The following is a 7,025-nucleotide window of genomic DNA, read 5'->3' as shown; positions in this document are numbered from 1 at the left end:
CCTTCACTTTTCTTTTCCCTTTTTCTTACAAAATCCCTGTTTTCATCTCTTGAAAACAGGAGTTCTTTGACAGACTGAAGCGGCCCGCGGAATATTCCGCGGGCCGCTTTGTGCTGCTGCGTTCCCGGCCCGTTCCGGGCTGGGAAAAATACGCTGTTTTTCTTTCGATCAGCCAGCGTTTGAACTGGGAAACAAAGGATAGGACGCCGCCGGGAGATAATTCCTCCCGGCGGCGCTGTTCTGCCTGTGAAGAGGATTGGTTGGACTGTGGAGCCATTTATTTATTCCTTAGGGGTGGCAACAATGATTCGGATGTGGCCGCCGGCAGAGTGGTCCAGGTCGTCATACCAGCCTGTGAGATCATAGTCCTGTGCGTTAATTTCAGACAGGTCTGTCAGGTAATAGGAGCGGCGGCTGTTGTCGTCCCGAAGCAGAACCTGAACCTGCTCCGAGATAGTGTACTTCCTGCCGTCTCCCACGGCGGTGAGTCCGCTGAGGCTGTCCAGAGTCACCGAGTCCAGCTGCTTCATAGAGTCCACCTGGCCGTCCTCGTCATACCCCAAGGCCGCGCCGCCCGTCTTGATGCTGTACTTCCGGTCGCTGTTGAGGGTTTGGGTCTCGCCGTCCTGAATGTACGTGTACGTCACGGAGATGTTTTGGATGGAGCCGCTGCCGCTGGTGGAGTTGTCCTCGACCCCGCTGAGATAGACGTACTCCGCCGTGTCCCCTGTGACATTGCTGAGAATCAGACAGTCAATCTCCCCCTGGTTGTTCAGGGTGTAGTAGACCACGTCGCTGCTCTTCAGGGTGTAACTAGCCAGACGGGAGGGGTAGATGCGGGCGTAGCCCCCCTCTCCGTCGGTGTCCAGGATCTCCACATCGGAGGCGAAGTCGTAGTCGGCGAAGGAGGTTCCGTCACTGCTGACCTTGCCGGAGAGGGATTTGGACTGCATGGATTTGATGGTGGTGCCCGAGCTGTCCAGGGTGACGGACACCAGGCGTCCCACGGAGTAGGGGCCGCCGCTGGTGTAGAAGGTGCGGACGGTGCCGTCGGAACAGACCACCTGGGTGGTTGTCTGGATGGAGGAGGTGTCCGACGAGCTGGTGGAGGAGCTGGAGGAGCCCTTCTTGCTGGAGAGAACCACGCCGTAGTAGATGGATTGTGCGCTTTCGATGGAGACCACATCCACCACCTCGCCGTTCATGCCCAGCAGGAGGGTAACCACGTCTCCGGTGGAGAACTCGCCCTGGCTGGAGCACTTGTAGATAGCGGTGGAGGTGCCCAACTCATACTCCGTGCCGGCCACAGTGATGGAGGTGGGGGCGGCGGAGCTGGGGGACAGGGCGGTAAGGGTGCCGCTGACCTTGTCGCTGTACACCCAGACGGTGCGCAGGTTTTCATTATAGTAGTACACGTCGTACTCCTGGACCGCCGACAGGCTGGAAAGCGCGCCGTTGCGGTAGATGGTGGCCCCGGAGGTGGAGAAGGGCAGGGACAGGCTCTTGTTGGCGCTGGCCACGTAGGGGCCCTTGGTGTCGGCGGTCACCAGAGTGGAGTAGTCCACCTCGCCGTTGGTGACAGTATAGCCCAGGGGGGTGCCGTATACCGTGCCGCTGCTGTCGTCGCTGACCAGCAGGTTATAGAAGAGCATGACGCAGTCCTGGCGGGTGAGGGCCTCCCCCTGAACCGCGTCCACATCGTCCCGCAGCCCCACGGAGGAGGCCTTGGACAGCTGGGCGGAGGGATAGGAGCCCGCCAGGGTGGAGGAGTCATAGCCCAGCATCTTCAGCAGGGCGGTGCAGGCCTCCTCCAGGGTGATCTGGTTGTCCGGCCGGAAGGTGCCGTCTACATAGCCGCTCATCCAGCCCTGCTCCACCGCCAGCTTGATGTATTCGCTGGCCCAGTGGTCGCTCTTGACGTCCTTAAACAGGGAGACACCGCTGCCCTCCCCGATGCTGTCCTTATAGCTGGAGGCCGCCGTCATCATGGTGACAAACTCCGCCCGGGTCACGGGGGAGGAGAGGTTCAGGTCTCCGGAGCTGTCTCCGGTGATGATCCCCAGGGCCTGGATGGCCTCCACTGCCGTGGAGGAACTCACCGCCCCCGCCGGGACCACCAGGGACAGAGACAGAGCCGCCGCCAGCAGGGCGGAGATGATCGGTCGTTTCATATACAACACTCCTTATTTGTGGTGATGTCTGGGCCCGGCGCCGCCGGGCCCAGATGGATCAATCGTAGTGCAGCGCGTCGATGGGGTTGAGCTGTGCTGCCTTTTTGGCGGGCAGGTATCCGAAGAAAATCCCGATGCCCACCGAGATGCCGAAGGCCAGGGCCACCGCCGCCAGAGTGGGGGAGATGGTGAGACTCTCCTCCATCAGCCGCTCCACTACCTGGGTAGCCAGAATGGACAGGCCGTCGCCCAGGAGAATGCCGATGATCCCGCCCAGGGCGCTGGTGGCTGCCGCCTCGATAACGAACTGCTGCATGATGTACCGCTCCTTGGCCCCCAGGAACTTTCTTATGCCGATCTCCCGGGTGCGCTCGGTGACGGACACCAGCATGATGTTCATAATGCCGATGCCGCCCACCACCAGGGAGATGGCAGCGATGCCCGCCAGCACGCCCACCAGAAGGTTGATCATGCTGGTCATGGTCACCAGCATTTCCGACATGCTGGTGACGGTGTAGTAGTCGTCGCTGGCAAAGACGGCGTACAGGGAAGCTTCCAAAGCGGCCACGCTCTCGTCGATGTAGTTCTCGTCCTTCATGGTGATGGTGTACGTGCTGGTCTCTCCGGTGATGCGCTCTGCGGTGGTGTAGGGCAGGTACAGGCAGTCATCGCTGCCCCCCTCCTCCAGCTCGTCGTCCTGCTGGGCCAGCACGCCCACGATCTCCAGACTCTGGCCCCCCACCCGGAGGGTCTGCCCCACGGCGTTTCCGCCGAAGTAGGCCTGGTTCAGATAGGCTCCGATGACGCACACCTTGGCCCGGGTGGACATGTCGCTGTACTGCAGGTTCCGCCCCTGGGCAATGGTCAGCCGGGCGATGTCCAGATAGTCCTCGCTGACGCCTAGAGAGGTGGTGGTATCCACCGTTTCCGACCCGATCTTCACATAGCCCGCCATCGTTACAGTGGGGGAGCACAGGTCCAGATACTCGCTGTTCTCCTCCACAATGTCGTACATGTCCTCCACATCCAGAGAGCGGGTGGAGCCCCGGGACATGACGGTGACGGTGAGGGTGTTGGTGCCCATGTCGGAGAAGCTCTCGGTGACGTAGCCCTCCAGGCCGTTGCCCAGACCTACAATGACGATGACCGCCGCCACGCCGATGATGATGCCCAGCATGGTCAGAAGGGTGCGCACCTTGCTGGAGACGATGTTTTTCAGGGCCAGCTCCAGGGATTCCAAAATGCTCATGCGCTCCTTCCCTCCTCCCCTCCGGCGATCCGGGGGGTGACCACCGCCTCGGGGGCGTCGGAGGGGCCGTCGTAGACCACATTTCCGTCCTCCAGGCGGATGATCCGCTGGGCCTGGACGGCGATGGAGTTGTCGTGGGTGATGAGAACCACGGTGTTGCCCTGGCGGTGGATGTCCTGGAGCATAGCCAGCACCTCACGGCCGGTGCGGGAGTCCAGGGCTCCGGTGGGCTCGTCGGCCAGGATGACCGACGGACGGCCCACCAGAGCCCGGGCGATGGACACCCGCTGCTGCTGGCCGCCGGAGAGCTCCATAGGCTTGTGCCGCCACTTGTTTCCCAGCCCCACCTGCTCCAGGGCCGCCAGGGCCCGCTCCCGGCGCTCCCCCTTCGGCACGCCGGCGTACATCAGCGGGACCTCCACGTTTTCCACTAAGTTCAGCTTGGGCAGCAGATTGTACTGCTGGAAGATGAAGCCCAAGAGCTCATTGCGGATCTCAGCCAGCTGATTTTTGTTCATCTGGCCCACGTCCTGGCCGCTGAGCAGGTAGGTTCCCTCTGAGGGAACGTCCAGACAGCCGATGATATTCATACAGGTGGATTTTCCTGATCCGGAGGAGCCCACGATGGCCACGAACTCCCCCCTATAGATCTGAAAGGAGATGTGGTTGGCCGCTGTGACGGTGGTGTCCCCCATGTAGTAGTATTTGCAGACCTGCTGGAATTCAATGAGTGTGTTCATGGCTGTACCTCCTTAGAAGCCTGGGCCGCCGCCCATGCCGCCTCCGCCGCCGGGCATGCCGCCGCCCATGCCTCCGGGCATTCCGCCCATCATGCCCAGCTCACTGCTGGAGGAGCTGGTGGGGATATAGGCCACTGTGTCCCCCTCCTGCAGGCCGGAGACAATCTCGATGTAGTCGTCGCCGCTGACGCCTGTGGTGACCTCCACGGAGTAGTAGTCCTCGCCGTCCTCGGTGGTGGACTCCACCAGGGTCCCGTTGGCGGCGCTGGGGGAGTCGGCGGTGACCAGCACGGTGTCTCCCCGGTTCAGGGCGGCGGAGGGGATGGCCAGCACATCCTCGGCGCTGGCCAGCTCAATGGTGGCGTCCACGCTCATGCCGGGGAGCAAGCCGTCGGTCTCGTCGATGCGGATGGTCACCGGATAGGTGGTGGCGCTGCCGCTGGAGGTACCCGCCACGCTCACCTTGGTGACGGTTCCGGTGTAGGTGGTGTCCTCCACCGCGTCGGCCACAATAGAGACGCTCTGGCCCACCTCGATGCTGGCGATGTCCAGCTCATCCACGGAGAGGGTCATGGTGAGGTAGCTCAGGTCGTAGATGGTGCACAGAACCTGGTTGGCCTCAGTGGTCTCGCCGGCGTTGTAGTTCTTATCCACGATGGTCCCCTTGATGGGGGAGGTGATGGTGTAGTCGTCCAGGTTTTCGTACTGGTTTTCCAGGGAGATCTCCGCGTTGCGCAGGCTCTCGGAGGCGCTCTGGAGGGAGTCGTCCAGGTCGTTGCTGGTGAGGACAATGAGGGTCTGGCCGCTGGAGACCTGATCCCCCTCGGACACCCGGATGGAGGAGACCTCGCCGGAGACCTGGGCGGTGACCGTTTCCTCCTCCTTATAGGTGAACGTGCCGCTCGCCGTGCTGGTGGCCGTTCCAACCGCCGCGCTGGCAGTCTGCTCGGTGGACAGACCACCGGGGTTTGACACGTCGATGGTCACCGTCCGGACGATCACATTGCCGGTGAGCACCGTGTCTGTGCCGCTGATTTCGCTGATGGTGCCGGTGAGGGTCTCAAAGGTGGAGTCCAGGGTGACGGTGGCGCTCTGCCCCACGTAGAAGGAGGTAGCGGCGTCGGCGGGGAAGGAGACCTCCAGGCTCATGGTCTGGGAGTCCCGGATGGTGGCCACCGTCTCCCCGGCGGAGACGTCGTCCCCCACCTCCACGTCGATGGAGTACACCTGACCGGACACCGGAGAGGTGATAATCAGATCCTCCTGGCTCTCCAGCTGGTTGTTGTAGCTGCGCTGGGCCTGGTTCAGAGAGATCTCCGCCTGCTCCAGGGAGTTGGAGGCGTCAGAGGAGTCGATGGTGTAGAGAATGGTGCCCTCCTCCACCTCATCTCCCTCCTCAAAGTCGGCGGTGAGGATGCTGCCCTCGATGAGGGTGGTCACCGAGTAGGAGTCGGCCGCCTCCAGGGTGCCGCTGCCGGTGATGGAGGAGGAGACGTCCATACGGGTGACCTCCGCCGTGGTATAAGAGGTAGCCGACGCCGCGGAGCTCTGACCGGGGCTGAGCATCTGCCAGCCTACGCCGGCCGCCACAACCAGGGCCACGCCCGCCACGGCAAATTTCTTCCAGCGGCGCTTCTTCCCGGGCTTTTTATCTCCCCTCCCAGGCAGCTTGGAGAGCAGCTTGGACGCCGCCCCCGAGGCGGCCAGGCGTTCCTTGATGGCAAGTTTCATATTCGTTTCAACCGTCCTTTCCGCGGAGCTCTTGGTCTGCTTACGGGCCTATTTTAGAGAGCGTTTCTCAACAGAGAGGGGAGGAAATCGAAACTTTTTCGAAACAAATGCCAAATATTTTCTGGAGCTTGTCCACTCTTTGGAAGAATTGAAAAAATGGGCAGGGAAAATCCCTGCCCATTGCAGGCTGTCGAAAAAGTCCTTAGACTTTTCCGACAGCCTGCAAAAATGCCGTTACTTTCCCGCCGCTGCGCGGCGGAAAAGTCCTCACTGTGCTCGCTGAACGCCTTGCCCTGCAAGGCATTCAGGGCATTCGATCCCACTCGAGGCGGGCTGCCGCCCCCTCGAGCTCCCCCGCCAACACTCGGGCGGATTCGTCTGAACAGAGGTTTTTCGACAAGCTGAAATGGGCAGGGAAAATCCCTGCCCATTTCAGCAAATTGATTTTATGAAAATTTTATGGACTGGCAGATGCTTTTTCACCAAATTCCTGAGTCCATGCGGTGCAGGCATCGGAAGAGGAGGCTATGATAGTACCATCGGACAGAGAAAATGCAAATTCTCCGCCCCACCAGTCCAGATAAAAGGGAGCAGATAGAAAGGGTCCCTCCTGTTCACGGATATTTCCATTCCAGCTTTGATGACTCAAAGAGGTGGTCTTATCCCAGGTAAGAGGAAGAGCCAGATGCAGCTCACGGTCCGGGTCCAGGGTAGTCTGCGCCAGAGGAGTCTGGATCTGCCCTCGAAACTCCCAGCGTAAGGGCAGGCGAAACTGAAGTGTTCCGGACCAGTGGACTAAAGTCAGTTCCTGCTGCTGTCCGTCCTGATAGACCCAGGCGAGACAGGTCCGGTTCGCGGGAAGGGAAATCAGGCCGCAAACGGCCAGCCACAAAACCAGAGCGCCCACACCCAGGACGGCACAGATATATTGTCTCCACCGCTCCTGACGTTTCCAGCCCTGGACCTGCTGGACGGAATCCAGGGCGAGCCGTGCGGCACCCTCCGAATCACAAGGAGCGCTCTGCTCTCCTTGAAGGAGCTCCAGGACGCTCAGGCCCAGTGCTTCGGCCAAGGGCACCAGCATGCTGACATCTGGAAATCCGGCTCCCGTTTCCCTTAGTTAAAGATATTGTT

6 protein-coding genes are annotated in these 7,025 nt (G+C 61.1%); all 6 read right to left on the bottom strand.

The window, feature by feature from the left end; genetic code table 11:
* Positions 1 to 25 precede the first annotated feature (25 nt).
* Positions 26 to 277, bottom strand: coding sequence for a hypothetical protein (locus tag H6B31_RS09060; RefSeq protein ID WP_204898211.1), 252 nt, complete (start codon positions 275 to 277; stop codon positions 26 to 28).
* Positions 278 to 281: 4 nt separating this feature from the next.
* The gene (locus H6B31_RS09055; protein ID WP_204898210.1) at positions 282 to 2,171 is read right to left on the bottom strand and encodes an S-layer homology domain-containing protein; all 1,890 of its coding nucleotides are present in this window, start codon (positions 2,169 to 2,171) and stop codon (positions 282 to 284) included.
* 58 nt (positions 2,172 to 2,229) lie between these two features.
* Positions 2,230 to 3,414, bottom strand: coding sequence for an ABC transporter permease (locus H6B31_RS09050; protein WP_510186749.1), 1,185 nt, complete (start codon positions 3,412 to 3,414; stop codon positions 2,230 to 2,232).
* Positions 3,415 to 3,416: 2 nt separating this feature from the next.
* Positions 3,417 to 4,160 carry an ABC transporter ATP-binding protein gene (locus tag H6B31_RS09045; protein WP_204898208.1) on the bottom strand — a complete coding sequence of 248 codons (744 nt, stop codon included), beginning with the start codon at positions 4,158 to 4,160 and terminating at the stop codon, positions 3,417 to 3,419.
* A 12-nt stretch (positions 4,161 to 4,172) separates the two neighbouring features.
* Entirely contained in the window at positions 4,173 to 5,891 is a 1,719-nt protein-coding gene (locus H6B31_RS09040; protein WP_204898207.1) for an efflux RND transporter periplasmic adaptor subunit, read from the bottom strand.
* A gap of 457 nt (positions 5,892 to 6,348) precedes the next feature.
* On the bottom strand, positions 6,349 to 6,975 hold the full coding sequence (locus H6B31_RS09035) for a hypothetical protein (protein WP_204898206.1): 627 nt from the start codon (positions 6,973 to 6,975) through the stop codon (positions 6,349 to 6,351).
* Positions 6,976 to 7,025 lie beyond the last annotated feature (50 nt).

It is taken from the genome of Pseudoflavonifractor capillosus, assembly GCF_016899775.1.
Classification (GTDB): Bacteria; Bacillota; Clostridia; order Oscillospirales; family Oscillospiraceae; genus Lawsonibacter.
Note: the sequence above shows the minus strand (reverse complement) of the source record. Positions and strands in the feature narration are given on the sequence as shown.

Excerpts from the sequence above, each read along its gene's own strand:
- H6B31_RS09060 (WP_204898211.1), bottom strand. The coding sequence starts at position 277 with ATGGCTCCACAGTCCAACCAATCCTCTTCACAGGCAGAACAGCGCCGC.
- H6B31_RS09055 (WP_204898210.1), bottom strand. The coding sequence starts at position 2,171 with ATGAAACGACCGATCATCTCCGCCCTGCTGGCGGCGGCTCTGTCTCTG.
- H6B31_RS09045 (WP_204898208.1), bottom strand. The coding sequence starts at position 4,160 with ATGAACACACTCATTGAATTCCAGCAGGTCTGCAAATACTACTACATG.
- H6B31_RS09040 (WP_204898207.1), bottom strand. The coding sequence starts at position 5,891 with ATGAAACTTGCCATCAAGGAACGCCTGGCCGCCTCGGGGGCGGCGTCC.
- H6B31_RS09035 (WP_204898206.1), bottom strand. The coding sequence starts at position 6,975 with ATGCTGGTGCCCTTGGCCGAAGCACTGGGCCTGAGCGTCCTGGAGCTC.